Origin of the sequence: Streptomyces sp. NPDC096323 (genome assembly GCF_040302845.1) — a bacterium.
Taxonomy (GTDB): domain Bacteria; phylum Actinomycetota; class Actinomycetes; order Streptomycetales; family Streptomycetaceae; genus Streptomyces.
In genome coordinates this window covers 415,845-438,747 of record NZ_JBEOSI010000003.1, presented here as the reverse complement: position 1 = coordinate 438,747, position 22,903 = coordinate 415,845, and the positions used below count along the sequence as shown (strand labels likewise).

22 protein-coding genes and 3 pseudogenes are annotated in these 22,903 nt (G+C 70.1%); 12 read left to right on the top strand and 13 right to left on the bottom strand.

Annotated features, from left to right (window positions below; all coding sequences use genetic code 11):
• Positions 1–4: 4 nt before the first annotated feature.
• Both ABTX18_RS09835 and ABTX18_RS09830 read left to right on the top strand, forming a co-directional pair.
• Positions 5–679, top strand: a complete 675-nt coding sequence (locus tag ABTX18_RS09835; protein ID WP_352122477.1) for a response regulator — start codon at positions 5–7, stop codon at positions 677–679.
• A gap of 164 nt (positions 680–843) precedes the next feature.
• Complete coding sequence (locus tag ABTX18_RS09830) at positions 844–1,467, top strand: helix-turn-helix domain-containing protein (protein ID WP_352122476.1); 624 nt, start codon at positions 844–846, stop codon at positions 1,465–1,467.
• Positions 1,468–1,494: 27 nt separating this feature from the next.
• On the opposite strand, the gene ABTX18_RS09825 is transcribed toward ABTX18_RS09830, so the two are convergent.
• Positions 1,495–2,520 (bottom strand): ATP-dependent 6-phosphofructokinase, encoded by a 1,026-nt coding sequence (locus tag ABTX18_RS09825; RefSeq protein ID WP_352122210.1) that lies wholly within the window; start codon positions 2,518–2,520, stop codon positions 1,495–1,497.
• 299 nt (positions 2,521–2,819) lie between these two features.
• Between ABTX18_RS09825 and pta the strand changes: the two genes are divergently transcribed.
• The 3 genes from pta (at position 2,820) to pyk (ending at position 7,698) form a co-directional block, all read left to right on the top strand.
• Positions 2,820–4,955 (top strand): phosphate acetyltransferase, encoded by a 2,136-nt coding sequence (gene pta / locus ABTX18_RS09820; RefSeq protein WP_352122209.1) that lies wholly within the window; start codon positions 2,820–2,822, stop codon positions 4,953–4,955.
• Positions 4,952–6,193 carry an acetate kinase gene (locus tag ABTX18_RS09815; RefSeq protein ID WP_352122208.1) on the top strand — a complete coding sequence of 414 codons (1,242 nt, stop codon included), beginning with the start codon at positions 4,952–4,954 and terminating at the stop codon, positions 6,191–6,193. Before pta ends, ABTX18_RS09815 begins: the two co-directional genes overlap by 4 nt.
• 74 nt (positions 6,194–6,267) lie before the next feature.
• Complete coding sequence (gene pyk, locus ABTX18_RS09810) at positions 6,268–7,698, top strand: pyruvate kinase (RefSeq protein ID WP_352122207.1); 1,431 nt, start codon at positions 6,268–6,270, stop codon at positions 7,696–7,698.
• Between the two features lie 91 nt (positions 7,699–7,789).
• Here the strand turns inward: pyk and ABTX18_RS09805 are convergent, their stop codons facing one another.
• The 4 genes from ABTX18_RS09805 to ABTX18_RS09790 all read right to left on the bottom strand — a co-directional run bounded on the left by ABTX18_RS09805 (position 7,790) and on the right by ABTX18_RS09790 (position 12,029).
• Entirely contained in the window at positions 7,790–9,115 is a 1,326-nt protein-coding gene (locus ABTX18_RS09805; protein ID WP_352122206.1) for a hypothetical protein, read from the bottom strand.
• A complete protein-coding gene (locus ABTX18_RS09800; RefSeq protein WP_352122205.1) occupies positions 9,105–9,722 on the bottom strand; it encodes a DUF6114 domain-containing protein in 618 nt (205 codons plus the stop codon). Before ABTX18_RS09800 ends, ABTX18_RS09805 begins: the two co-directional genes overlap by 11 nt.
• Before the next feature lie 98 nt (positions 9,723–9,820).
• Positions 9,821–10,453 carry a DUF6230 family protein gene (locus ABTX18_RS09795; protein WP_352122204.1) on the bottom strand — a complete coding sequence of 211 codons (633 nt, stop codon included), beginning with the start codon at positions 10,451–10,453 and terminating at the stop codon, positions 9,821–9,823.
• Positions 10,454–11,051: 598 nt separating this feature from the next.
• The gene (locus ABTX18_RS09790; protein WP_352122203.1) at positions 11,052–12,029 is read right to left on the bottom strand and encodes a tetratricopeptide repeat protein; all 978 of its coding nucleotides are present in this window, start codon (positions 12,027–12,029) and stop codon (positions 11,052–11,054) included.
• Between the two features lie 318 nt (positions 12,030–12,347).
• On the opposite strand from ABTX18_RS09790, the gene ABTX18_RS09785 reads away from it, so the two are divergent.
• Positions 12,348–12,977, top strand: a complete 630-nt coding sequence (locus ABTX18_RS09785) for a TetR/AcrR family transcriptional regulator (RefSeq protein WP_352122202.1) — start codon at positions 12,348–12,350, stop codon at positions 12,975–12,977.
• Positions 12,978–13,013: 36 nt separating this feature from the next.
• Here ABTX18_RS09785 and icmA read toward each other — a convergent pair whose 3' ends face one another.
• The 4 genes and pseudogenes from icmA to ABTX18_RS09765 form a co-directional block, all read right to left on the bottom strand.
• Positions 13,014–14,714, bottom strand: a complete 1,701-nt coding sequence (gene icmA / locus ABTX18_RS09780; protein ID WP_352122201.1) for a coenzyme B12-dependent isobutyryl-CoA mutase large subunit — start codon at positions 14,712–14,714, stop codon at positions 13,014–13,016.
• Positions 14,715–14,788: 74 nt separating this feature from the next.
• Positions 14,789–15,124 carry a DUF3817 domain-containing protein gene (locus tag ABTX18_RS09775; protein WP_352122200.1) on the bottom strand — a complete coding sequence of 112 codons (336 nt, stop codon included), beginning with the start codon at positions 15,122–15,124 and terminating at the stop codon, positions 14,789–14,791.
• Between the two features lie 55 nt (positions 15,125–15,179).
• On the bottom strand, positions 15,180–15,689 hold the full coding sequence (locus ABTX18_RS09770) for a MarR family winged helix-turn-helix transcriptional regulator (RefSeq protein WP_352122199.1): 510 nt from the start codon (positions 15,687–15,689) through the stop codon (positions 15,180–15,182).
• 10 nt (positions 15,690–15,699) lie between these two features.
• Positions 15,700–16,039: pseudogene (locus ABTX18_RS09765) on the bottom strand (MFS transporter); the annotation flags it as partial.
• Between the two features lie 5 nt (positions 16,040–16,044).
• Between ABTX18_RS09765 and ABTX18_RS09760 the strand changes: the two are divergent.
• Positions 16,045–16,302: pseudogene (locus ABTX18_RS09760) on the top strand (ArsR/SmtB family transcription factor); the annotation flags it as partial.
• 72 nt (positions 16,303–16,374) lie between these two features.
• On the opposite strand, the gene ABTX18_RS09755 reads toward ABTX18_RS09760, so the two are convergent.
• Both ABTX18_RS09755 and ABTX18_RS09750 read right to left on the bottom strand, forming a co-directional pair.
• Positions 16,375–16,668, bottom strand: a complete 294-nt coding sequence (locus ABTX18_RS09755; protein ID WP_014048385.1) for an MTH1187 family thiamine-binding protein — start codon at positions 16,666–16,668, stop codon at positions 16,375–16,377.
• On the bottom strand, positions 16,665–17,015 hold the full coding sequence (locus ABTX18_RS09750; protein ID WP_123523478.1) for a DUF3817 domain-containing protein: 351 nt from the start codon (positions 17,013–17,015) through the stop codon (positions 16,665–16,667). Before ABTX18_RS09750 ends, ABTX18_RS09755 begins: the two co-directional genes overlap by 4 nt.
• 246 nt (positions 17,016–17,261) lie before the next feature.
• Between ABTX18_RS09750 and ABTX18_RS09745 the strand changes: the two genes are divergently transcribed.
• The 4 genes and pseudogenes from ABTX18_RS09745 (at position 17,262) to ABTX18_RS09730 (ending at position 19,894) form a co-directional block, all read left to right on the top strand.
• Positions 17,262–17,894 carry an AIM24 family protein gene (locus ABTX18_RS09745; protein WP_352122475.1) on the top strand — a complete coding sequence of 211 codons (633 nt, stop codon included), beginning with the start codon at positions 17,262–17,264 and terminating at the stop codon, positions 17,892–17,894.
• Complete coding sequence (locus tag ABTX18_RS09740; RefSeq protein WP_352122198.1) at positions 17,894–18,544, top strand: AIM24 family protein; 651 nt, start codon at positions 17,894–17,896, stop codon at positions 18,542–18,544. Before ABTX18_RS09745 ends, ABTX18_RS09740 begins: the two co-directional genes overlap by 1 nt.
• A pseudogene (locus ABTX18_RS09735) lies at positions 18,541–19,304 on the top strand (AIM24 family protein). Before ABTX18_RS09740 ends, ABTX18_RS09735 begins: the two are co-directional and overlap by 4 nt.
• A 113-nt stretch (positions 19,305–19,417) precedes the next feature.
• Entirely contained in the window at positions 19,418–19,894 is a 477-nt protein-coding gene (locus ABTX18_RS09730) for a MarR family winged helix-turn-helix transcriptional regulator (protein WP_352122197.1), read from the top strand.
• A 90-nt stretch (positions 19,895–19,984) separates the two neighbouring features.
• Here the strand turns inward: ABTX18_RS09730 and meaB are convergent, their stop codons facing one another.
• A complete protein-coding gene (meaB, locus tag ABTX18_RS09725; RefSeq protein WP_352122196.1) occupies positions 19,985–20,947 on the bottom strand; it encodes a methylmalonyl Co-A mutase-associated GTPase MeaB in 963 nt (320 codons plus the stop codon).
• A gap of 28 nt (positions 20,948–20,975) precedes the next feature.
• Positions 20,976–22,178 carry an acetyl-CoA C-acetyltransferase gene (locus ABTX18_RS09720; protein WP_352122195.1) on the bottom strand — a complete coding sequence of 401 codons (1,203 nt, stop codon included), beginning with the start codon at positions 22,176–22,178 and terminating at the stop codon, positions 20,976–20,978.
• 135 nt (positions 22,179–22,313) lie between these two features.
• Here ABTX18_RS09720 and mce point away from each other — a divergent pair, with 135 nt between their 5' ends.
• Entirely contained in the window at positions 22,314–22,742 is a 429-nt protein-coding gene (gene mce, locus ABTX18_RS09715) for a methylmalonyl-CoA epimerase (protein ID WP_136328730.1), read from the top strand.
• Positions 22,743–22,903: the final 161 nt, after the last annotated feature.

Below are 22,903 nucleotides of genomic sequence, written 5' to 3'. Positions count from 1 at the left end.
CCCCCTGATCCGGGTGCTGGTCGTCGAGGACGACCCCGTGGCCGCCGACGCCCATCAGCTGTACGTGAACCGCGTCCCGGGATTCTCCGTGGCGGCCGTCGCGCACACCCGGGCCGAGGCGGTCCGGGCGCTGGACCGCGTCCCGGTCGATCTGCTGCTCCTGGATCTGTATCTGCCCGACGGGCACGGGCTGCAGCTCCTGCGTGCGCTGCGCGCGGCCGGGCACGGGGCCGATGTGATCGCGGTGACCTCGGCCCGCGATCTGGCCGTGGTCCGCGAGGGGGTCTCGCTCGGCGTCGTGCAGTACGTGCTGAAGCCCTTCACCTTCGCCACGTTGCGCGACCGGCTCGTGCGCTACGCCGAGTTCCGTGCCACGGCCGGTGAGGCGAGCGGCCAGGACGAGGTGGACCGGGCGCTGGCCACCCTGCGCACCCCGCAGCCCGCCCGCCTGCCCAAGGGCCTCAGCCGCCCGACCCTGGACGCGGTGACCCGGGTGCTGCGCGCGGCCCCGGACGGCGTGACGGCGGCGGCGGCCGGCCTGGAGCTCGGAATCTCCCGCATCACGGCGCGCCGCTACCTGGAACACCTGGTGACGGCCGGGCGGGCGGTGCGCAGTCCACAGTACGGACAGATCGGGCGCCCCGAGCTGCACTACCGATGGCTGGCCGAGGGGCGCTGACCGGGAAGCAGCGCCCAAAGGAGCCGTCTGGACGTTCCTACGAGGCGTGACCACGGTATGAACACACCGTAGTCATACCGCCTCCGACCTCCTACGGTGGGCCCGTGCACCCCACTCCGCCTTTCAACGCCCCCGCCGCGCGAAGACTTCGCGAGGCCCTGGGCATGGCTCCCGGTCATGTCGCCTATGGCCTCGGCGCCCAGTACGGCCTCCGGATCACCGCCGAGACGGTCGCGGCCTGGGAGCGCGGACTCGCCTCACCGACCGATTACGAACTCACCGCGCTGGCAGGGGTGTTGTGGTGCGCCCCCGGCGAACTCCTCACCGCCGCCCGTACGCTGCGCGAGCACCGGATCGCCCGGGAGGTGAGCCCGGAGGAGCTGGCGGGCGTGCTCGGGATGTCCGCCTCCGCGTATCTGCGGATGGAGGAGTCGGGCAAGTGGCGCGGCAACGAACGCCAGTCCGCCGCGCTCAGCGAGGCACTCGGGCTCAGCGCCGCCGCGTTCGTGACGGTCTGCGGGCGGGACGAGGAGCTGGCGGAACTGCTGCGCAGCGCGGTGACGACCCGCTGGCAGGGGTACGTCAAGCCGGTGTCGAAGCTCGCACCAGTGGACCGGCCGCTGGTCCACGGGATGCTCGACCGGCTGCACGCCGACTACCAGGCGCTCATGGTGTCCACGCTCAGCTGGAGCAGCACGGGAACGGAGCGGTCGGGCACGAGCGGGGACGCCGGCCGGGCATTCCTCGCGGGGATCGTGGAGCGGTTCTGGGACACGGCGGACGCGTAGGACGCACCGGTCTCGCCGGGCGTCGGCTCAGAAGACCGACTCCGCCTCGTGCATCCGGTCCAGGGGCACGGTCTTGAGCTGGGTGACCGCCTGGGCCAGCGGCACCATCCGGATGTCGTTGCCGCGCAGGGCCGTCATGTTCCCGAAGTCGCCCCGGTGCGCCGCCTCCACCGCGTGCCAGCCGAAGCGGGTGGCGAGCACCCTGTCGTACGCGGTCGGCGTGCCGCCGCGCTGGACGTGACCGAGGATGACCGGACGGGCCTCCTTGCCCAGCCGGGTCTCCAGCTCGACGGCGAGGCGGTTGCCGATCCCCTGGAAGCGCTCGTGGCCGAACTGGTCGATCGCGCCCTTGGCGTACGGCATGGAGCCCTCGGCCGGGTGCGCGCCCTCGGCGACGCAGATGACCGCGAACTTCTTACCGCGCGCGAAGCGTTCCTCGACCATCTTGACGAGGTCTTCGACCTGGAACTTGCGCTCGGGCAGGCAGATGCCGTGCGCGCCGCCGGCCATGCCCGACTCCAGCGCGATCCAGCCGGCGTGGCGTCCCATCACCTCGACGACCATGACGCGCTGGTGGGACTCGGCGGTGGTCTTCAGCCGATCTATGGCCTCGGTGGCGACGCCCACGGCGGTGTCGAAGCCGAAGGTGCGGTCGGTGCCGGAGATGTCGTTGTCGATGGTCTTCGGGACGCCGACGACGGGCATGCCCGCGTCGGACAGCATCCGGGCCGCCGTGAGGGTGCCCTCACCGCCGATGGGGATCAGCGCGTCCATGCCGTAACGGCGGCTCAGCTCGGCGCAGTGCTCCGCGGCTTCGCGCAGCCGGGCGCGCTCCAGGCGGGTGGAGCCGAGGATGGTGCCGCCGCGGGCGAGGATGCCGCTCACCGCGTTCAGGTCCAGGGGGCGGAAGTGGCCGTCGAGGAGGCCCTTGAACCCGTCCTCGAAGCCGATGACCTCGTCGCCGTGGCCCACCACGGCACGGTGCACGACCGAGCGGATCACTGCGTTCAGGCCTGGGCAGTCGCCGCCTGCGGTGAGAACTCCGATGCGCATCGTGCTGTATCTCCTGCTCGCTGGGGCCCGTCGTGTGCCGTGCGGGCCGGGGGCAACGGCATCATCCCCCGTACCGTGAGTCACGACGATTGTCCCACGCCGGGTCCGCACCTCGCGCTTCCGGCTGCTCCGGGGGCGCCCGGAACGGCCGCCGGAGCGTTGCGGCGGCCGCGCCCGGGGGCTTTCGTCCGGGGGCTTTCGTCCGGCGGGCGGCCCTTTGGTCCCCGCAGGTATCGTCAAACAGGCGATATCACCTGAACCGGACAATGTACCGGACATGAGACGACGGGAGAGCACGCGTGACGCGCAGCGTGTACGTGACCGGGATCGACCGGGGGGACGGCCGCCAGGTCGTCGATCTGGGAGTCATGGAACTCCTGACGCGCCAGGTGGACCGGGTCGGGGTCTTCCGGCCCCTGGTCCACGACGACCCCGACCGGCTCTTCGAACTGCTGCGGGCGCGCTACCGCCTGTCCCAGGACCCGGGGACCGTCTACGGCCTCGACTACCACGAGGCCTCCGCCATCCAGGCCGAACGGGGTACGGACGAACTGGTCTCGCGGCTCGTCGAGCGCTTCCACCGGGTGGCCGCCGCCTACGAGGTGGTGCTGGTCCTCGGCACGGACTTCGCCGCCACGCAGCTCCCGGACGAGCTGGCCCTGAACGCCCGCCTCGCCAACGAGTTCGGCGCCTCGGTGATCGCGGTGGTCGGCGGCCAGAAGCAGGACGCGGAGTCCGTGCGGGCCGAGACCCGCAACGCGTACCGCGCGTACGCGGGCCTCGGCTGCGACGTGCTGGCGATGATCGTGAACCGGGTGGCGTCCGCCGACCGCGAGGGCATCGCGGAGCGGCTCTCGGCCACGCTGCCGGTGCCCTGCTCGGTGCTGCCCGACGACCCGGCCCTGTCGGCGCCGACGGTCGCGCAGATCACCGCGGCACTGGACGGCACGGTGCTCCTCGGCGACGACTCGGGCCTGGCCAGGGACGCGCTGGACTTCGTGTTCGGCGGGGCGATGCTGCCGAACCTGCTGAAGGCGCTGACGCCGGGGTGCCTCGTGGTGACCCCCGGGGACCGGTCCGATCTGGTGGTCGGCTCGCTGGCCGCGCACAGCGCCGGGACGCCGCCCATCGCGGGCGTGCTGCTGACGCTGAACGAGCGGCCGGGCGAGGAGATACTCAAGCTGGCCGCGCGCCTCGCGCCCGGCACCCCGGTCGTCTCGGTGGCCGGCGGCTCCTTCCCGACGGCCGGGGAGCTGTTCGCGCTGGAGGGCAAGCTGAACGCGGCGACCCCGCGCAAGGCGGAGACCGCGCTCGGGCTCTTCGAGCGACATGTCGACACGGCCGCGCTCCTGGACCGGATCTCGGTGGCCCGCAGCGGCCGGGTCACGCCGATGATGTTCGAGCACGAGCTGCTGGAGCAGGCCCGCGCGGACCGGCGCCGGGTGGTGCTGCCGGAGGGCGGCGAGGAACGGGTGCTCCGCGCCGCCGACGTACTGCTGCGGCGCGACGTCTGCGAGCTCACGCTGCTCGGCGACCCCGACGTCATCCGCAAGAAGGCCGCCGACCTCGGGATCGACCTGGCCGGCACCCAGCTCATCGACCCACAGACCTCCGAACTGCGCCAGGCCTTCGCGGAGCGGTACGCACAGCTGCGCGCCCACCGCGGGGTGACGGTCGAGCTCGCGTACGACGTCGTCTCCGACGTCAACTACTTCGGCACCCTGATGGTCCAGGAGGGGCTCGCCGACGGCATGGTCTCGGGAGCCGTGCACTCGACGGCGGCGACGATCCGGCCCGCGTTCGAGATCATTAGAACGAAGGGGGCCGAGCGCAGCTCGTCAGGCAGGGTGGCGGCGGGCGCTGGGCGGACGAAGCCGGACGCCTCGATCGTCTCGTCCGTCTTCTTCATGTGCCTCGCCGACAAGGTCCTGGTGTACGGCGACTGCGCGGTCAACCCGGACCCGGACGCGGAGCAGCTCGCGGACATCGCCGTGCAGTCCGCGGTGACCGCCGCCCGCTTCGGCGTGGAGCCCCGGATCGCGATGCTCTCGTACTCGACCGGGACCTCCGGCACGGGCGCCGACGTCGACAAGGTCCGCGAGGCGACGGACCGGGTTCGCGCGAGCCGCCCGGACCTGATGATCGAGGGCCCGATCCAGTACGACGCCGCCGTGGAGCCGAGCGTCGCCGCGACGAAGCTGCCCGGCTCCGAGGTGGCGGGCCAGGCGACGGTCCTGATCTTCCCGGACCTGAACACCGGCAACAACACCTACAAGGCCGTGCAGCGCTCGGCGGGGGCCGTGGCCGTCGGCCCGGTCCTCCAGGGGCTGCGCAAGCCCGTCAACGACCTGTCCAGGGGCGCACTCGTCCAGGACATCGTCAATACCGTGGCCATCACGGCGATCCAGGCACAGGGCGAGGAGCGACCCGCATGACCACCCCGAAGACCGAAGACACCGCCACCACCCCCGGAGCGACCCGGGTGCTCGTCCTCAACTCCGGCTCCTCCTCGGTGAAGTACCAGCTCCTCGACATGCGCGACCGCAGCCGCCTCGCGTCGGGCCTGGTCGAGCGCATCGGCGAGGAGACCTCCCGGCTCGTCCACACCCCGCTGGCCGGCGGCGGCGAGAGCCGGGAGCGCCACGGCCGGATCCCCGACCACGACGCGGCGCTCAAGGCGGCCGCCGAGGAGCTCGCGGCCGACGGGCTCGGGCTGGACTCCCCCGAGCTTGCCGCGATCGGCCACCGGGTGGTGCACGGCGGGCTGCGGTTCACCGAGCCGACCGTGATCACCGACGAGGTGCTGAAGGAGATCGAGCGCCTGGTGCCGGTCGCGCCGCTGCACAACCCGGCGAACATCACCGGCATCCGCACCGCCCGGGCGCTGCGCCCCGACCTGCCGCAGGTGGCGGTCTTCGACACGGCGTTCCACACGACGATGCCGGAGTACGCGGCGCGGTACGCGATCGACGTGGAGACGGCCGACGCCCACCGGATCCGCCGCTACGGATTCCACGGCACCTCGCACGCGTACGTCTCCCGCAAGGCGGCCGAGCTGCTGGAGAAGGCCCCCGAGGACGTCAACGTCGTCGTGCTGCACCTGGGCAACGGCGCGTCGGCCTCGGCGGTGGCGGGCGGCCGGTGCGTGGAGACCTCGATGGGGCTGACCCCCTTGGAGGGGCTGGTCATGGGTACGCGTTCGGGAGACATCGATCCGGCGGTCACGTTCCACCTCAAGCGGGTGGCGGGAATGTCGGCCGACGAGATCGATGAACTTCTCAACAAGAAGAGCGGTCTGGTCGGCCTCTGCGGCGACAACGACATGCGGGAGATCAGGCGCCGGGTCGACGAGGGCGACGAGCGGGCCGCGCTCGCCTTCGACATCTACATCCACCGGCTGAAGAAGTACATCGGCGCCTATTCGGCCGTCCTCGGCCGGGTGGACGCCGTGGTCTTCACGGCGGGGGTCGGCGAGAACTCGGCTCCCGTACGCCAGGCTGCCATCGCGGGTCTGGAGGAACTCGGCCTCGTGGTGGACGCGGATCTCAACGCCGTACGATCCGGCGAAGCCCGTCTGATCTCGCCGAATTACGCCCGCGTCGCCGTCGCCGTGGTGCCGACCGACGAAGAGCTGGAGATCGCCGGCCAGACCTTCGCACTGGTCGACAACTGAGCGCCCCCGCGCCCCTTTGTATCTTCCACCAGACGGAATATTCCGCAGCGAAACAAACCGATAGGATCCGCCTCATGCGCCGTTCCAAAATCGTCTGCACCCTCGGTCCCGCCGTCGACTCCCATGAGCAGCTCGTCGCTCTGATCGAGGCCGGCATGAGCGTGGCCCGATTCAACTTCAGTCACGGTTCCCACGCGGAGCACCAGGGTCGTTACGACCGGGTCCGCAAGGCCGCCGCCGAGACCGGGCGGGCGGTCGGCGTGCTCGCCGACCTCCAGGGCCCGAAGATCCGCCTCGCGAAGTTCGCCGAGGGCCCGGTCGAGCTGGTCCGAGGGGACGAGTTCGTCATCACCTCCGAGGACGTCCGCGGCGACAAGTCGATCTGCGGTACGACCTACAAGGGCCTGCCCGGCGACGTCGTCAAGGGCGACCCGATCCTGATCAACGACGGCAACGTCGAGCTGAAGGTCGTCTCCGTGGACGGCCCCCGCGTCCACACCATCGTCATCGAGGGCGGGGTGATCTCCGACCACAAGGGGATCAACCTGCCGGGTGCGGCGGTCAATGTCCCGGCCCTGTCCGAGAAGGACATCGACGACCTGCGCTTCGCCCTGAAGATGGGCTGCGACCTGGTCGCGCTCTCCTTCGTGCGGGACGCGAGCGACGTCAAGGACGTCCACAAGATCATGGACGAGGAGGGCCGCCGGGTCCCCGTCATCGCCAAGGTCGAGAAGCCGCAGGCCGTCGAGAACATGGAGGGCGTCGTCGCGGCGTTCGACGGTGTGATGGTCGCCCGTGGCGACCTCGCGGTCGAATACCCGCTGGAGAAGGTCCCGATGGTGCAGAAGCGCCTGGTGGAGCTCTGCCGGCGGAACGCGAAGCCGGTGATCGTGGCGACCCAGATGATGGAGTCGATGATCACCAACTCGCGGCCGACCCGCGCCGAGGCATCCGACGTCGCCAACGCGATCCTGGACGGTGCGGACGCGGTCATGCTCTCCGCGGAGTCCTCGGTGGGCGCGTACCCGATCGAGACGGTCAAGACGATGTCGAAGATCGTCGTCGCCGCCGAGGAGGAGCTCCTCTCCAAGGGCCTCCAGCCCCTGGTCCCGGGCAAGAAGCCCCGCACCCAGGGCGGTTCGGTCGCCCGCGCCGCCGCCGAGATCGCGGACTTCCTGAACGGCAAGGCCCTGGTCGCCTTCACCAAGTCCGGCGACACCGCCCGCCGCCTCTCCCGCTACCGCGCCGCCCAGCCCATCCTGGCCTTCACCACGGACGAGTCGACCCGCAACCAGCTGGCCCTCAGCTGGGGCGTCGAGGCCTATGTGGTCCCGCACGTGGACACCACGGACGCGATGGTGGACCTGGTCGACGGCGAACTGCGGAAGCTGAACCGCTACAGCAACGGCGACACGATGGTCATCACGGCCGGCTCGCCCCCCGGCATCCCCGGCACCACCAACATGGTCCGCGTCCACCAGGTGGGCGGCCAGACCCGCGACTGACGGATTCCGCCGCAGACATGACTGTGGGCCGCACCCCTTGGGGGGTGCGGCCCACAGCCGTTGTGCGGCTCCCGAACAGGGCCGGGCCGTGTCAGCCGGTGTCCTCGGCGGTGAAGTAGTTCTGCAGACCGGGCACCTTCAGCGTCCCGCCGAACTGGCCCGCCTGCTTCAGCTTCACATTGGTGAAGAACGCGAACGGCACGTTCAGCGGCGGCGGGGTCGCCGGGCTGAAGGTGATCGGGATGAGGCCGAAGAGGTTGCCCTTCAGCTCGTCCGTGTACATCGTCACCTCGCCGTCGCGGATGGTCGACGTGGAGCCCTTGCGCGCCTTCACATGGCCCGTCACGCCCGGCATCGGGCCGACGGTCAGCTGGTGGAGGTCCTTGATGTCGATGGAGGAGGCGGTGAACTTCAGCACCTTCTTCGTGCTGCCGTCACCCTTCTCCACCTCGACGATGCCCTTGTAGTCGAGCCCGACGAGGGTGAGCAGCGAGCTCTCCAGGATCCACGGGTCGTTCGGGAGGCGGGGGATGCCCGGCTCCAGCTTGGCGTTGGCCAGGGCCTCCGGGTCGGCGGTCGGGCACGGGAAGGGCTGCTTGGCCCCGTCCGGTATGTCCTCGTCCGCCTTCGGGTCGAGTCCCTTGACGTCCTCGGCGAGCTCCTCGACCGGCTTGCCGGCCTTGTCCGCCGCGTCGCGGATGGCGTCGGCGGTCTTGTCGACCGTGTCCTTCGCCGCGTCCGTGACCTTCTCGACGGGCTTGTCGGCCGCCTTCTCCGTGGGCTCCACGGTGGCGGACTCCGAGGGCTTCGAGGGCTCCGGCGCCGCCGTGGTGGCGCTGGGGGACGGGCTCGCCGTCTCCTCGTCCGGTCCGTCGAACAGGTCCTTGAGCGCGTCGCCGACTCCCAGCGGGTCGAGCGGGTTCGTCGACGTCGTGGCGGTGGGACTCGGACTGGCCGTCGCGGCAGGGGCGTCGGCGCTCTTCTTGGCCGTCTCGGAGGTGCCGGCCGTCGCTTCGTCCGTCGCGCTCGCCGATGCCGACGGGGTGGCCGTGGGCTCCGGACTCGCCGTCTCGCTCGTCTCCGGCGTCGGCTTGCTGCTCGCGGAGGCCGACGGGGACGGCGTCTTCGACGCCGAGGGCGACGGGTCCGCCGACTCGCTCGGCTCGTCGGACCGGGTCACGCAGGGGCCGGGCGCGAAGGGGATGTCGGTGGAGTCGTCGGCCATCGCGAGCTTGGGCGTGAGCCCCATCCCGACGAAGACGGCCGTCGGCATCGCCGCGAGCGCGAACGCCTTCTTGCCGGAGGGCATGTGCAGCTTCGTCAGCAGCGACTTCTTGGGGGCTGCGTGGCGCGGCCCCCGCTGCTCCTGGAGGCCGCCCTCGCCGAGGGCGTTCAGCTGCCTGTCGTCACCCCGCACGATGCCTCCTGCCGTCGGCCTCGACTGTCGTGTCGTACCGCGCCGGCTGCTGCTCCGGAACACCCATCCCGTGGAGCGCACCCTCGGAGTGGACCGGGGCCTGCGTGTCCTTCATGATCGAGAAGCCGTCCGACGCCTCGGCACCGAGGAGTTCCGGCTCCTCCTCCTCACCGAGAAGGCGCTGCTCGGGACCGGCTTCGTCCGCGTTCGGGTCGCCCGGGACCCAGGACACGGAGAGCGCGCCACCGATGAGGGCGAGAAGGAAGCCGATGAGGAAGCCGCCGATGTTGGCGACGGGTATGGAGATCAGCGCCAGCAGAATCGACGCGACACCGGCGAAGACCCGGACAATGCTGTGGAACCACATCGTCAGGCCCAGCGTGATCAGCAGGACCCCGATGATGAGCGATCCGGCGCCCGCGGTGGTGGACATGGCCAGCGTCATGTTGCCGAGGTGCATGTTCGCGTACGGGAAGTACGCGATGGGTACACCACCCAGCATGGTGAACAGGCCCGCCCAGAACGGCCGGTTACCCCGCCAGGTGCGGAACGCCCGCCGCGAGACGCTGAGTTGGTGCTCGTTCTGCCCTTGGGATTCGGGGCTCATGGAAAACAGCTCCCTGGAACCGGTACTGCTGTGAGAAAGAGAAGGGTGGGTGGCCGGAGGTCCGCTGCGAGGCGCACCCCGGCCACCCGGGCGAGTGCTTAGTAGCACTCCTTGACGCCCTTGTGCAGCTTCAGCGACAGGTCGGGAAGCTTGAACGTTCCTGCCGTGGTGGCCCATGCCTGCTGGCGCACGTTCGACAGCTTGGCGACCTCGGCGCGCTGCGAGAACCCGTACGGGTTGGCCTGCGTGCCGGGCTGGATGCCCGGGTTCTTCAGCGAACCGGCGGCGACGCCGATGTCGATGTTCGTGAACTCGGCGTCCGCGTTGAGCTGCGAGACATCGAGGTACAGGTCCTTGGCGTAGACCTTGTCCTTGCCGGTGCCGGCGTTCAGCTGCAGCGTGATGCTGCCAAGACCGAACGGCAGGTCGGGCGTGACGACCGACTGGCACATGTTGGTGATGGTGGCCTCGCTGAACCCGGACACGGCGACCGGAGCGGCCATGTCCTTGCCCTTGAGGTCCTTGCCCGTCGCCACACTGCCGTACTGGACGAAGTCCTGGCCGACCAGCTCATCCGCGCTGACCTTGAACTCCTGGCCGGACACGCTGAACGACGCGGCGAGCGCGCCCTGTGCCAGACCGACACCCACCGCGGCGGTGGCTATGACGCTCGGCACCATGACGACAGCGAAACGCTTCCATCTCGTGCCACCGCGAACCTGGGAACTCATACTTTTCCTCCTTCTCGGACGTACATCTCCGGCCTGGCATCCTGCCCGGCCTGGGAGGGGAGAAGTGCTACGTCCTCGGAAAGGAGAGCGCCTGCGGACGGGGCGTGAACCGTGCCCGAATCACCGGCGATCACCCCCGAGCGACAACCACTGGCCACGCGTTCGCGCAACCTGTTTCGGACAGGCCCTGCGGTCAGCAGGAACCCCCCTGTCCGGAATCGGCGCCACTGCCGCCGATCCACTCGGTGGGGACCCAACAGAGCCGCCGCACCGGCTGGCAGCCGGACTGGCGTTATTGGACCGAGCGTGGCCGATCGTGGTCCATTCGCGGCCGTGACACAAGGGGGTTCGTTACTCGCTAGTAACGGCCCGATAACCGACCCACGACCCCGCGGCATCGAGCGGCCACAGAGGGTTGCCCCCACCCGGCAGACGAAAGCCAACATTGAGGAGCGAAGCCGGACAGATCCCGAAGATCGATTTACTGCGAGTAACAGGCCGTCGTTTTATCAAGATTTGGTAAAGCGGAGGGCTCTCTTATCGCCGGAACGCGAAAACGGCCGTGACCCCCACCCGGGGCCACGGCCGTGTTGTCAGATCAGAACAAGACGCGCGCGAGCGCGGTGCGCGCGGCCCCGACGCGCGGGTCGTCGGGGCCGATCACCTCGAAGAGCTCCAGCAGACGGACCCGCACCCGGTCCCGGTCGTCGCCGAACGTCCGGCGGACCGTCTCGACGAGACGCCCGAACGCGTCCTCGACATGACCGCCGACCAGATCGAGGTCGGCCGCGGCGATCTGCGCCTGCGCGTCGCCCGGGTTCTCGGCGGCGTCCTTGCGGACCTGCTGCGGGTCCATCTTCTGGACGCGGGCCAGGAGTTCCGCCTGGGCCAGGCCGAGCTTGGCCTCGCTGTTGGCCGGGTCGTCCGAGAGGACGTTCCGGTACGCCTGGGCGGCGCCGGCGAAGTCATTGGCGTCCAGCGCCTGCGCGGCCGCCTCCAGCAGCGAGTCGTACGGTCCCGCGGGAGCCTCGGGGGCCTGCGCGGCCGCGTCCGGGCCCGCCGCGTCCTGGTCGACCGCGATGCCTGTGAGGCCGAACCGCTCCTCGCCGACCTGGATCAGCTGGTCCAGCGTCTCCCGGATCTGGGCCTCGGGGGCCGCGCCCTGGAAGAGGGGGAGCGCCTGTCCGGCGACGACGGCGAAGACGGCCGGGATGCCCTGGATCCCGAACTGCTGCATCAGCATCTGATTGGCGTCGACATCGACCTTGGCCAGCACGAAGCGGCCGTTGTACTCACGGGCCAGGCGCTCCAGGAGCGGGCCCAGCTGCTTGCACGGCTCGCACCACTCGGCCCAGAAGTCGATGACGACCGGGACTTCGGCGGAGCGCTGGAGGACGTCGCTCTCGAAGCCCGCCTCATCGACGTCGATCACGAGGGAGGACGGGGGCACGGCTGCGGGGCCGCCCTGCCGGGCGGACTCGGCGCGTGCCTGCTCCGCCTTCACCTTGGCCTCACCGGCCGCCTTCACCGCGGCGAGGTCGACGACGCCGCTCATGGACATGTTCCTAGGCTGCATACGTACATCCTCCCCCCTCGGCGCACTGTTCCGGAAAGCGATAACGGGAACCGCACCCGTCCGCGGTCCCCGCCGGCGTGCGGGGTGCGCGTACGGACACGGCCCGAGGGCCCCTGAAAGACCCGGTTCGGCGCCCGGTCCCCACCCGGCGCCTGTGGCTGCAGCTCGTTCGCAGCGCCTCGACGGCAGGGCCATCGTTCTTACGCTACGACCCGTAGCGTAACTGGCCACCGCCCCCGGTGCACAAGAGTGTTCGGTGATCTGTCTCACGGCAGACCGGGTCGGCCGAAACTAGCTACCGGCGGGTATGGTCGCGGGATGCTGAGCCGCAGCCACCCCAAACCCTCACGAACGGGACGTCCCCGCAGTGCCGCCGCCGATGAGGCGATCCTCGAGGCCACCAGAGCCTCGCTGGTCGACCTTGGCTGGTCGAAGCTGACGATGGGCGATGTGGCGACGCGCGCGGGGGTCGCCAAGACGACTCTGTACCGGCGATGGGCGGGCAAGAACGAGCTGGTCGTGGACGCCGTGGCGGTGCTCTTCGACGAGCTGGAACTTCCGGACCTGGGCAGCCTGTCCGCCGATGTACAGGCGATGGTGCTGCAGTTCGCCGCGCTGCTGGAGCGGCCGGAGACCCAGACCGCGCTCATGGCGGTGGTCGCGGAGTCGACGCGCGACGAGGCGTTGCGCACCCGGATCCGCGACTCGATCGTGAACCGGCAGAAGCGCCTCGTCCTCCAGGGGCGGCGACGGGCGCAGGAGCGCGGGGAGTTGCCCGTGGAAGCGGACGAGGCCACGGCGGCGCTGACCGCCGACCTCGTCTTCGATGTGATCGCCGGCGCGGTGGTGCACCGGGCACTGGTCAGCGCCGAGCCCGTCGACGCGGAATGGGCCCGCCGCTTCACGCTGTTGCTGCTGGCAGGGCTGGGCGCCGCCGCCGCGGCCTGACACGGCCCGGCAGCGGCTTCCGCGGCCCGCAGGAGGTCAGAAGCCGGGCGGCTCCGTGTAGGTGCCCCACTCCTCGCGCAGCACCCCGCAGATCTCGCCCAGCGTCGCCTCCGCGCGGACCGCGTCGAGCATCGGCGCGATCATGTTGGAGCCGTCGCGTGCGGCGGCCAGCATCGCGTCCAGCGCCGCGGTCACCCGGGCGTCGTCGCGGCCCTCCTTGCGGCCGGCCAGTTCTCGGACCTGCTCGCGCTCGACCTCGTGACTGACCCGCAGGATCTCCAGGTCGCCGGTGACCGAGCCGTGCGCCACGTTGACGCCGACGACCCGCTTGTCGCCCTTTTCCAGCGACTGCTGGTACCGGAAGGCCGACTCGGCGATCTCGCCGGTGAACCAGCCGTCCTCGATACCGCGCAGGATGCCGGACGTCATCGGGCCGATCGGGTGCTTGCCGTCCGGGTGGGCGCGGGTACCGCGCTCCCTGATCTGGTCGAAGATCTTCTCGGCCTCGGCCTCGATCCGGTCGGTGAGCTGTTCCACGTACCACGAACCGCCCAGAGGGTCGGCCACGTTGGCGACGCCGGTCTCCTCCATCAGCACCTGCTGGGTGCGCAGCGCGATCTCGGCAGCCTGTTCGGAGGGGAGCGCGAGGGTCTCGTCGAGGGCGTTGGTGTGCAGGGAGTTGGTGCCGCCGAGGACCGCGGAGAGCGCCTCGACCGCGGTCCGTACGACGTTGTTGTACGGCTGCTGCGCGGTGAGTGAGACCCCGGCGGTCTGGGTGTGGAAGCGCAGCCACTGCGCCTTGTCGGTCTTCGCGCCGTACGTCTCCTTCATCCAGCGGGCCCAGATCCGGCGGGCCGCGCGGAACTTGGCGATCTCCTCGAAGAAGTCGAGGTGCGCGTCGAAGAAGAAGGAGAGGCCGGGGGCGAAGGTGTCGACGTCGAGGCCGCGGGACAGGCCCAGCTCCACGTAGCCGAAGCCGTCGGCGAGGGTGTACGCGAGCTCCTGCGCGGCCGTGGCTCCGGCCTCGCGGATGTGGTAGCCGGAGACGGAGAGCGGCTTGTAGGCGGGGATGTCGCGGGCGCAGTGCTCCATCAGGTCGCCGATGAGGCGCAGATGGGGCTCGGGCTGGAAGAGCCACTCCTTCTGCGCGATGTACTCCTTGAAGATGTCCGTCTGCAGCGTGCCGTTGAGCACGGCCGGGTCGACGCCCTGGCGCTCGGCGGCGACCAGGTACATGCAGAAGACGGGGACGGCGGGGCCGCTGATCGTCATCGAGGTGGTGACGTCGCCGAGGGGGATGTCCCTGAAGAGGACCTCCATGTCGGCGGCGGAGTCGATGGCGACACCGCAGTGGCCGACCTCGCCGAGCGCGCGGGCATCGTCGGAGTCCCGGCCCATCAGCGTCGGCATGTCGAAGGCGACGCTCAGCCCGCCGCCGCCCGCGGCGAGGATCATCTTGTAGCGCTCGTTGGTCTGCTCGGCGTTGCCGAAGCCGGCGAACTGGCGGATGGTCCACGTGCGGCCCCGGTAGCCGGTCGGGTGCAGGCCCCGGGTGAAGGGGTACTCACCGGGCCAGCCGATCCGTTCGAAGCCCTCGTACGCGTCCCCGGGGCGGGGGCCGTACACGGGGTCCACCGGGTCCCCGGAGAGCGTGGTGAAGTCCGCGTCACGCTTGCGGGCCTTGTCGTAACGGGCCTGCCAGCGTTGGCGGCCTTCCTCGATCGCGTCAGCGTCCATGCCACCAATTTACTAGGACGTCCTAGTAAATGTCGATGACAAACCGCCCGGCGCTTCGCGCGGGGCGGTTCGGGTCAGGCTTTCGCGGTCGCGGCCGGGGTGGCGTCCGCGATCAGCGGCTCCACCTCGCGGACGACCTTGCGCTCGACGAAGAACGCGGCCGTCGGGATCGTGCCGGAGAGCAGCACCCAGGCCAGCTTGCCCATAGGCCACTTCGCCTTGGAACCCAGGTCGAAGGCGAAGATCAGGTAGATGATGTACAGCACGCCGTGGATCTGGGAGACGACGAGGGTCAGGCCCTCGCCCTTCTCGAAGCCGTATTTGAAGATCATGCAGACGCAGAGGATCAGCAACATGACGGCGGTGACGTAAGCCATCACCCGATAGCGGGTCAGCACACTGCGTTTCATGCCATCGAGACTAACCGGCCGCCCGGGGCGATCTTGCAGCGGGCCGGGGCCCCTCCTACATCTCCTCGAAGTCCTGCGCCGCGATGCGCAGCGGACGCAGCAGCGCGAAGATCTCCGCGCACTCCTCGGCGTCGTACACCCCGAGTCCGAACTCCATCGCGACCAGGTCCCGGGTCGCGGACTCCACGACCTCGCGGCCCTTGTCGGTGATGGAGGCGAGCGTTCCGCGGCCGTCGTTGGGGTTGGGACGCTTGGCGACGAGGCCGGAGCGCACCAGCCGGTCCACGGTGTTCGTCACGGAGGTGGGGTGGACCATCAGCCGCTCGCCGATCTTGGACATCGGCAGCTCGCCGGCCTTGGAGAAGGTGAGCAGCACCAGCGCCTCGTACCGCGCGAAGGTCAGTCCGTACGGTTTGACGACCGCGTCCACCTCGGCCAGCAGGATCTGCTGCGCCCGCATAATCGAGGTGATCGCCCCCATCGAGGGCACCGGGCCCCATCGCTGCTGCCAGAGTTCGTCGGCGCGGGCGATGGGATCGAAGGGGAGACTGAGGGGCTTCGGCACGGCCACGACCTTACCCATGAGGAACTTTCCGCTCCTCCCCGTCTCGAACTTCGGTCCGAATCCGGTGCACGGGTACGGAAGCAGGCGCCGTCCTGCGGACCTCGGCAAGGAGCAGCGCAGGCACAGGGTGCCCAGGACCCCGGCTCCGGCAACCACCCGGTTCACGGGGAAGAACTCCGCGGCCAGGCCGGCCAAGGCCATGCCGACGCCCTGGAGCGTCATCAGTCCGGCCGTGAGCAGGGTCATGGCCCGGCCGCGCAGCTCGTGGGGACGGCCTCGACGAACCACTGGTCGAGGCCGATGACGTACGCCGATCCCGCACCCGCCAGCACCAGCGCGACGGCTGCCAGTGCGACGCGGCATCGGCGGACTGAGGACGGAGCCGGGCGACAACACCCCGGACGTGCTCGCCCGGCTGCTCGGCCGGGCCAGAGCCGACGTCCTGTGTGCGCTGGACGAGTCGGCGGGCACCACGGCACTCGTCCACCGGCTCGGCCTCGCACCGTCCTCCGTGTCGGAGCATCTGTCGATGCTGCGGGCGGCCGGGCTGCTGACGTCACGCCGCTACGGCCACCAGGTGCTGTACGAACGGACGCCGCTCGGCATCGCGCTGGTCGTGCCGCCGTGGCCGAAGCCCCCGGCCGGGGATCGACAGGGGGCTTCGTACGCACGGGGGCGGACGGCGTCAGTCCGCGAGGTAGCGCTCCACCGTCTCGACCTTGGAGGTCAGGCCGTCGGTGACGCCCGGGCGGATATCGGCCTTCAGTACGAGGGAGACCCGTCCGGCGCGCGCCTCGACGGCCGCGACGGCGCGCTTGACGACGTCCATGACCTCGTCCCACTCACCTTCCACGGAGGTGAACATGGCATCCGTGCGATTGGGCAGCCCCGACTCGCGGACGACCCGGACGGCGTCGGCCACGTACTCGCCGACGTCCTCGCCGACACCCAGCGGGCTGACGGAGAAGGCGACGATCATGCGCTGACCGTGCCTTCCCGGCGGGCCCGGGCGGCGATGACGCCGTCGGCCTCGTAGCGCTTGAGCACCTTGTCGCCGTACAGGCCGCCGAACGGCAGCACGCAGAGCAGGAAGAAGAACGCGACCCGCTTGAGCGGCCACTTGGTCTTGTTCCAGACGTCCAGCAGCAGGACGACGTAGATCACGAACAGCACGCCGTGCAGCATGCCGAGCGGCATCATCAGGAAGTCGATGTCGGAGACCCGGCTCAGGACCGAGCCGAAGATGATCAGCGCGGGGAAGGACAGCGCCTCGGGAATCGAGATGAGGCGCAGCCGGTGCAGTGCGGTAGCGGTCTTGATGTCCACGGGGGCACCTTCGGTGGGAGGACGGTGACAGCTTGTGAACGCAGGCACAAGCGGCCCCCATTGTGGCATCGCCGCGGGCCGTGCCCGGCGGCGGGGGCGGCCCCGCACTGCTCCCTTCGCACGGCGTACGTCCCGATTGCGTCCGCATCGGGTACCGGATGCGTATCAGGGGCGGTTCGGGGGACCTGATCGCGCCCCGTGCCCTGTTCCGGCGGTGGTCCTTACCGTTACCTTCGCGGGGTGGCAATGTTCCGACTCCAAGGCAGCAAGACGCTCGCCGTCGACCTGGCCGGCGACGCCGTGAAGGCGAAGAACGGCTCGATGGTCGCGTACGACGGCCGGATGACCTTCAAGAAGATGACCGGCGGCGGTGAGGGGCTGCGCGGCATGGTGACCCGCCGGCTGACCGGTGAGCAGATGTCCGTGATGGAGGTGTCCGGGCAGGGCACGTGCTATTTCGCCGACCGCGCGACGGAGATCAACCTGGTCTCGCTGCGCGGCGAGAAGCTGTACGTCGAGGCGAGCAACCTGCTCTGCACCGACGCCGGTCTGCGCACCGGCACCACCTTCACCGGGCTGCGCGGCGGCGGGTCGGGCAACGGCCTGTTCACCACCACGGTCGAGGGCACCGGCCAGGCGGCGATCATGTCGGACGGCTCGGCGGTGGCCCTGCGGGTCTCCGCCCAGTACCCGCTCTCCGTCGACCCGGGCGCCTACATCGCCCACCAGGGCAACCTCCAGCAGCACTTCCAGTCCGGGGTGAACTTCCGGACGCTGATGGGCGAGGGATCGGGCGAGTCCTTCCAGATCCGGTTCGAGGGCGAGGGGCTCGTCTACGTCCAGCCCAGCGAGCGGAACACGATCGGGGGCGACGTCTGATGCCGTTCCGCGAGATCAACTCGAAGATGGTCGAGGCGACGGTGATCCCCGGCCAGAAGATGTTCAGCCAGCGCGGCGCGATGCTCGCCTACCGCGGCGAGGTGTCCTTCACACCGAACATCCAGGGCGGCCAGGGCGGTGTGATGTCGATGATCGGCCGCCGGATGGCCAACGAGGCGACCCCCTTGATGACGGTCGAGGGGAGCGGCACGGTGATGTTCGGCCACGGCGGCCATCACATCCAGGTCATCAATCTGACCGGGGACACGCTGTACGTGGAGGCCGACCGGCTGCTCGCCTTCGACGGAACGCTCCAGCAGGGCACCATGTTCATGGGCTCGCAGGGCGGGGTGATGGGCATGGTGCGCGGCCAGGTGACCGGGCAGGGCCTGTTCACCACCACGCTCAAGGGCCACGGCGCGGTCGCGGTGATGGCGCACGGCGGGGTCATCGAGCTGCCGATCGCCCCGGGCCGCGCGGTGCATGTGGATCCGCAGGCGTACGTCGCGCACCACGGCGACGTGACCAACAAGCTGTCCACCGCGCTCGGCTGGCGGGAGATGGTGGGACGCGGTTCCGGCGAGGGGTTCCAGCTGGAGCTCAGCGGCAGTGGTGCGGTGTACGTCCAGGCATCGGAGGAGAAGCTGTGAGCGGGCCCGTGGTCTTCGACCCGATGACGCTGCCGTCGGACGACAACGTCAACGCGTACACCTTCTGTGTGGAGCTCAAGGGGAGCCAGTGGTTCCTGCAGAAGGGCAAGATGATCGCCTACTACGGGCGGATCGACTTCAACGGCATCGGTCACGGCCGCTTCCAGGGCCTGGTCCGTACGAGCTTCCACTCGCCGCTGCACGCGAGCGACTGGGTGGTGGCCGAGGGCAGCGGCAAGATGCTGCTCGCGGACCGGGCCTTCGATGTGAACTCGTACGACCTGGACGACGGGAATCTGACGATCCGGTCCGGCAACCTGCTCGCCTACCAGCCGACGCTGGCGCTGAAGCAGTCGATCGTGCCGGGGTTCCTGACGCTGATCGGCACCGGGAAGTTCGTCGCCGCGTCGAACGGTCCTGTGGTCTTCATGGAGCCGCCGCTACGGGTCGACCCTCAGGCGCTGGTCGGCTGGGCGGACTGCCCCTCGCCGTGCCACCACTACGACCACGGTTACATGGCGGGCGTGCTGGGCGGGCTGCGGGCGTTCACGGGGATCGGGGGCGCCTCGGGCGAGGAGCACCAGTTCGAGTTCGTGGGCGCCGGTACGGTTCTGCTCCAGTCCACCGAGGTGCTGATGGCTCAGCGGGCCGTGGGTGTCGTTGCGCAGCACTAGGGCCTTGGAGTGGGGCCGGGTCAACCTGGGTCCACGCCCGGATGCCGGGTCGGCCGGGGGACCTTTGGCATCGCTTCACTCGGTGAGCGGTAGTCTGCGGAGTGTGATGTCGAACGTGTGCGCCCAGCGTGCGAGCGCGTGCCGGGTGTCACACTCTCCCACTTCGTCCGGCTTTCAACTTCTTAGGTAGAATCCATATATGGAGACCGAGACGGCCACCCGCTGGCTGAGCGACGCGGAGCAGTGCGCCTGGCGCACCCACCTGGACGTCAGCAGGCTGCTGATGCACCAACTGGAGAAGGACCTCCAGCCGTTCGGCCTGACCATGAACGACTACGAGATTCTCGTCAACCTCTCGGAGTCGGACGACCAGCGCATGCGGATGAGCGACCTCGCCGGTGCCACGCTGCAGTCCAAGAGCAGGCTCTCGCACCAGATCACCCGCATGGAGAGCGCGGGCCTGGTCCGCCGGGAGAACTGCGAGTCCGACCGCCGGGGGCTGTACGCGGTCCTCACCGAGGCCGGTGCCGAGACGATGCGCAAGGTCGCGCCGCACCACGTGGCGTCGGTCCGCAAGCACTTCATGGACCTGCTGACCCCGGAGGCCCTGGAGCAGCTGCACACGGCCCTGACCCCGATCGCCGACCACCTGCGCGGGCGACGCGGCAAGCTCTGACCGTACGGGCCGTGCCGGCTCGCGGGGCGCCCTCGGCGCCCCGGTCCCCGGCGCGGCCGCACGCCGCACCGGGGACACGGAACAGTCCGGTCAGGCCTCGCCGGTGAGTCCCGCCACCAGTTCGTCCGCCGCCGCGTACGGATCGAGGCGGCCGGCCACGATGCGTGCGGCGAGGGCGTCCAGGCGGCGGTCGCCGTGCAGGTCGCCGATGCGTTCGCGCAGGCGGGTGACGGCGATCGTCTCGACCTCGCGGGCGGCGCGGGCGGCGCGCCGCTCGGCGAGGACGCCGTGCTCCTCCATCCACGCCCGGTGCTTCTCCAGGGCCTCGACGACCTCGTCGATGCCCTCGCCCCGGGCGGCGACCGTCTTCACGATCGGCGGGCGCCAGTCGCCGGGTCCCCGGGACTCCCCGAGGCCCAGCATGTGGTTGAGCTCGCGGGCGGTGGCGTCGGCGCCGTCCCGGTCGGCCTTGTTCACGACGTACACATCGCCGATCTCCAGGATTCCGGCCTTCGCCGCCTGGATGCCGTCGCCCATGCCCGGGGCGAGGAGGACGACGGAGGTGTCGGCCTGGGAGGCGATCTCCACCTCCGACTGGCCGACGCCGACCGTCTCCACCAGGATCACGTCGAATCCCGCCGCGTCCAGCACCCGGATCGCCTGCGGAGCCGACCAGGCGAGACCGCCCAGATGGCCGCGGGTGGCCATCGAGCGGATGTAGACGCCCGGGTCGGAGGCGTGGTCCGACATCCGGACCCGGTCACCGAGGAGCGCGCCGCCGGAGAACGGCGACGACGGGTCGACGGCGAGCACGGCGACCCGCTTGCCCTGTCGGCGGTAGGCGGAGACGAGCGCCGACGTCGATGTCGACTTGCCGACACCCGGGGATCCGGTCAGGCCGACGACGCAGGCGTTGCCCGCCAGGGGCGCCAGCGCCGCCATCACCTCGCGCAGCTGCGGCGACGCCCCCTCCACCAGGGAGATGAGCCGGGCCACGGCCCGCGGCCTGCCCTCCCGTGCCTGCTCGACCAGGGTGGGGACGTCCAGCTTCACGTTCGGCCTCCTCGCTCGCCCGTACCGACTACTTGCCCGGTACGCGGATGATCAACGCATCGCCCTGACCGCCGCCGCCGCAGAGCGCCGCCGCACCGGTGCCGCCGCCGCGCCGCTTGAGCTCCAGCGCCAGGTGCAGCACCACGCGGGCGCCGGACATGCCGATCGGGTGGCCGAGCGCGATGGCGCCGCCGTTGACGTTGACCTTGTCCGGGGTGACGCCGAGGTCCTTCATGGACTGGACGGCGACGGCCGCGAACGCCTCGTTGATCTCGATCAGGTCGAGGTCCTCGACGCCGATGCCCTCCTTCTTGAGCGCGTGGCGGATGGCGCCCGACGGCTGCGACTGGAGCGAGTTGTCCGGGCCGGCCACGTTGCCGTGGGCGCCGATCTCGGCGATCCAGTCCAGGCCCAGCGCCTCGGCCTTGGCCTTGCTCATGACGACGACGGCGGCCGCACCGTCGGAGATCTGCGAGGAGGTGCCGGCCGTGATCGTGCCGTCCTTGGCGAAGGCCGGGCGCAGCTTGCCGAGGGACTCGGTGGTCGTCTCGGGGCGGATGCCCTCGTCCTTGGAGAAGAGGACCGGGTCGCCCTTGCGCTGCGGAATCTCGACGGGGGTGATCTCGGCCTCGAAGAGGCCGTTCTTCTGCGCCGCGGCCGCCCGCTGGTGGGACAGGGCGCCGATCTCGTCCTGGGCCGCACGCGCCAGGCCGAGACGGGTGTTGTGCTTCTCGGTGGACTCACCCATCGGGATGTTCTCGTAGGCGTCGGTCAGGCCGTCGTACGCCATCGAGTCGAGCATCTCGATCGCGCCGTACTTGTAGCCCTCGCGGGACTTCGGGAGCAGGTGCGGGGCGTTCGTCATCGACTCCTGGCCGCCGGCCACGACCACGTCGAACTCACCGGCGCGGATCAGCTGGTCCGCCAGGGCGATGGCGTCGAGCCCGGAGAGGCACACCTTGTTGACGGTGAGCGCCGGGACGTTCATGGGGATGCCGGCCTTGACGGCTGCCTGGCGTGCCGGGATCTGCCCTGCCCCGGCCTGCAGCACCTGGCCCATGATCACGTACTCGACCTGGTCGCCGCCGATTCCGGCCCGGTCCAGCGCCGCCTTGATGGCGAAGCCGCCGAGGTCGGCTCCGGAGAAGCTCTTCAGGGAGCCGAGGAGCCGGCCCATGGGCGTACGGGCGCCCGCGACGATCACTGAGGTGGTTCCGGTCGTTCCTGACATGAGGCGCAGCCCCTTGGGATCGATTGTGAACGAGGGTTTACATGAATGTACTGAGCAGTACCGCGCCCGTCATCCGGCGGCGGGTGTGATCGCGCGCACGTTGCGTAACCATCCGCCGGGCGCTGCACTGGTTCCATGCTGACGCGAATCGACCACATCGGGATCGCCTGTTTCGACCTCGACAAGACCGTCGAGTTCTACCGCTCGACCTACGGGTTCGAGGTGTTCCACTCCGAGATCAACGAGGAGCAGGGCGTACGGGAGGCCATGCTCAAGATCAATGAGACGTCCGACGGCGGCGCCTCGTACCTCCAGCTGCTGGAACCGACCCGCGAGGACTCCGCCGTGGGCAAATGGCTGGCCAAGAATGGCGAGGGCGTGCACCACATCGCCTTCGGCACGGCGGACGTGGACGCGGACGCCGCGGACATCCGGGAGAAGGGCGTCCGGGTGCTCTACGACGAGCCCAGGACGGGTTCGATGGGGTCCCGGATCACCTTCCTCCACCCCAAGGACTGCCACGGTGTGCTGACCGAACTGGTCACCTCCCGGACGGAGCACTGACCGCCCGGGGCGGTGGGAGCCGGACAACCGCTTCTCAGGGATACCCGGCCCGGTAGAGTGGGCGGTTCCGGGCCGGGGCCGGGTCGGGGCCGCGCCGCGTCCTCAGCCGTTGATCTGTCACCATTCCCCGGAGGACCGTTCGCCGGCGGACGGTTCTCGTT

Bases quoted from the DNA above. Each gene is read 5' to 3' on its own strand.
- ABTX18_RS09815 (WP_352122208.1), top strand. From the start codon at position 4,952: ATGACCACCCCGAAGACCGAAGACACCGCCACCACCCCCGGAGCGACC.
- ABTX18_RS09795 (WP_352122204.1), bottom strand. From the start codon at position 10,453: ATGAGTTCCCAGGTTCGCGGTGGCACGAGATGGAAGCGTTTCGCTGTC.
- ABTX18_RS09720 (WP_352122195.1), bottom strand. From the start codon at position 22,178: ATGTCAGGAACGACCGGAACCACCTCAGTGATCGTCGCGGGCGCCCGT.
- mce (WP_136328730.1), top strand. From the start codon at position 22,314: ATGCTGACGCGAATCGACCACATCGGGATCGCCTGTTTCGACCTCGAC.
- ABTX18_RS09740 (WP_352122198.1), top strand. From the start codon at position 17,894: ATGCCGTTCCGCGAGATCAACTCGAAGATGGTCGAGGCGACGGTGATC.
- ABTX18_RS09790 (WP_352122203.1), bottom strand. From the start codon at position 12,029: ATGCAGCCTAGGAACATGTCCATGAGCGGCGTCGTCGACCTCGCCGCG.
- ABTX18_RS09745 (WP_352122475.1), top strand. From the start codon at position 17,262: ATGTTCCGACTCCAAGGCAGCAAGACGCTCGCCGTCGACCTGGCCGGC.
- ABTX18_RS09785 (WP_352122202.1), top strand. From the start codon at position 12,348: ATGCTGAGCCGCAGCCACCCCAAACCCTCACGAACGGGACGTCCCCGC.
- ABTX18_RS09755 (WP_014048385.1), bottom strand. From the start codon at position 16,668: ATGATCGTCGCCTTCTCCGTCAGCCCGCTGGGTGTCGGCGAGGACGTC.
- ABTX18_RS09825 (WP_352122210.1), bottom strand. From the start codon at position 2,520: ATGCGCATCGGAGTTCTCACCGCAGGCGGCGACTGCCCAGGCCTGAAC.
- ABTX18_RS09830 (WP_352122476.1), top strand. From the start codon at position 844: ATGGCTCCCGGTCATGTCGCCTATGGCCTCGGCGCCCAGTACGGCCTC.
- ABTX18_RS09800 (WP_352122205.1), bottom strand. From the start codon at position 9,722: ATGAGCCCCGAATCCCAAGGGCAGAACGAGCACCAACTCAGCGTCTCG.
- pyk (WP_352122207.1), top strand. From the start codon at position 6,268: ATGCGCCGTTCCAAAATCGTCTGCACCCTCGGTCCCGCCGTCGACTCC.
- ABTX18_RS09730 (WP_352122197.1), top strand. From the start codon at position 19,418: ATGGAGACCGAGACGGCCACCCGCTGGCTGAGCGACGCGGAGCAGTGC.
- ABTX18_RS09775 (WP_352122200.1), bottom strand. From the start codon at position 15,124: ATGAAACGCAGTGTGCTGACCCGCTATCGGGTGATGGCTTACGTCACC.
- icmA (WP_352122201.1), bottom strand. From the start codon at position 14,714: ATGGACGCTGACGCGATCGAGGAAGGCCGCCAACGCTGGCAGGCCCGT.